This is a genomic window from Acidovorax benzenivorans (assembly GCF_028680575.1).
GTDB lineage: Bacteria > Pseudomonadota > Gammaproteobacteria > Burkholderiales > Burkholderiaceae_C > Acidovorax > Acidovorax benzenivorans.
The window spans coordinates 1-2,200 of the sequence record NZ_JAPCKI010000035.1 but is presented as its reverse complement, the minus strand read 5'-3'; the positions used below and the strand labels follow the sequence as shown (position 1 = coordinate 2,200).

Here is a 2,200-nt window from a genome sequence, read left to right as displayed (position 1 = left end):
CGTGCGACCTGCAAGTCGCTTGAATTTCTGTTTCACGGAGGTAGATATGACCTGATGAAACCGGCTGTTCCATCAGCCGTTCCCTACCCGGACATGCGGAGCTGGCAACGGCTCGGTGTGAAGCTCCGGGGACAAAGTAGCCGCCGGTTTATCCGGTACGCCGAGCCGCGAGGCAAGGCGGAATCTGCCAGCATGAAGGCGGAGAGGAGCAAGGGATGGATGGGTACGACCAACGCATGTGAACGTCCGCCAACGCGTCGTAATGTCTATCGAGCCAAACGTGCTGACAGGCTCGAACCAAAAGGTACGCGGCAAGGCATGGTCCTTTGTTCTCTGGACCATCATGGACACCAATGCCGCCGGCGCACAGGACGGGTCCGCACCATCCGGAAATTCATGCGGAACAGGGTAAGCCCATCACGCTGCCGGCAACGGCAGGCGAACCGTGAGGAACGCTGTTGGTGTGGTGGGTAGAGGAATGCGGAGAAAGCGAATGCCCGGCTGTAATGGACGGGATACGGGCTGCGACATCGCCCGACGCGAAAGCGGGCAGACTTCCGCGCGGTCATTCATGGCGAGAGAATCTTGACCAATCGTTGTACGAGGAAAAGCAGATGACGGCGGACGACACGAAGGTGCCGGATGCTGGTGCGTCCTCGCCCGCTGCACAGATGTGGGACCAGGCGAACTGGAACCAGATCGAGGCAGAGGTGAAGCGGCTTCAGATGCGTATCGCCAAGGCAGTTCGGGAAGGCAGGTGGGGCAAGGCGAAAGCCTTGCAGCGACTGCTGACCCGCTCGCACAGCGGCAAGTTGCTTGCCGTCAAGCGAGTGACGGAAAACAGGGGCAAGAGAACGCCGGGGGTGGACGGGAGAGTCTGGCTGACCCCGGCGGCCAGATGGAAGGGGATGCTGTCGCTGAGGCATCGTGGCTACCGCCCGATGCCGCTGAGGCGGGTCTACATCCCCAAGAGCAATGGAAAGAGGCGTCCGCTGGGAATTCCATGTATGCGGTGCCGGGCGATGCAGGCCTTGTGGAAGCTCGCCCTGGAACCCATCGCGGAGACACGGGCGGACCCGAACTCCTATGGCTTTCGGCCGGAACGCGCGGCCGCCGATGCCATCGAACAGTGCTTCACGGTCCTGTCACGCCGCACGTCGGCGCAATGGATTCTGGAGGGTGACATCCGAGGTTGTTTCGACAACTTCAGTCACTCCTGGTTGCTGGAGCACATACCGATGGACAAGGCGGTCCTGCGCAAATGGCTGGAGGCTGGCTACGTCGATGAGGGATCCTTGTTCGAGACGCGGGCGGGCACGCCCCAAGGGGGCGTCATCTCGCCCGTGATCGCGAACATGGCCTTGGATGGCTTGGAGGCGGCAGTGCATGCGAGTGCCGGTGGATCGGAGCGCGCACGCCGCAGAGCCAAGCTCAACGTCATCCGCTATGCCGATGACTTCGTGGTCTCCGGCACGTCGAAGGACGTGCTCGAATCCCAGGTTCTGCCTGCAATCCGTCGGTTCATGGCGGAGCGTGGGCTGGAACTGGCGGAGGAAAAGACCCGGATCACGCATATCGAGCAAGGGTTCGACTTCCTGGGTCAGAACGTGCGCAAGTACGGTCGCCAGTGCCTGACCAAACCAGCGAAGAAGAGCATCAAGTCGCTGCTGGACAAGGTCAGGGACATCATCAAGGAAAACGCGAGCGCTACGCAGGCGGCGGTGATACGGCAACTCAACCCGGTGATCCGCGGCTGGGCCATGTATCACCGCCACGCGGCGGCGAAGGCGACCTTCTCACGAATCGACGATCACATCTGGCGCATGCTCTGGAGGTGGGCTCTGCGCAGGCATCCCGCCAAAGGGGCACGATGGGTCATCAGGCGCTACTTCCGGGTAAGAGGATCACGGTCCTGGGCCTTTGCGACGAAGGGCTCGGCCGACGGCACAACTGTCGGCCTTCAACTCTTCCGGGCGATGACGATACCCGTCACTCGCCATGTCAAGGTTCCAGGGGCCGCCCATCCGTTCGACCCGGAATGGACTGCGTATCTGGCTCGTCGTCGAGCCGCGAAACGTTCCGTCAGATTGTTCGGTGCCACCCCATGGTGCTGAAGAATGGCTTGAGCCGGATGCGGGGTGACTCGCACGTCCGGTTCTTAGGGGGCGGCGGCGCAGCAATGCGCCGCTGCTACCCGACG

General features: G+C 62.1%; 1 protein-coding gene. It reads left to right on the top strand.

The features are described from left to right. Window positions 1-614: 614 nt before the first annotated feature. A complete protein-coding gene (ltrA, locus tag OIN59_RS25230; protein WP_055399755.1) occupies window positions 615-2,114 on the top strand; it encodes a group II intron reverse transcriptase/maturase in 1,500 nt (499 codons plus the stop codon). Window positions 2,115-2,200 lie beyond the last annotated feature (86 nt).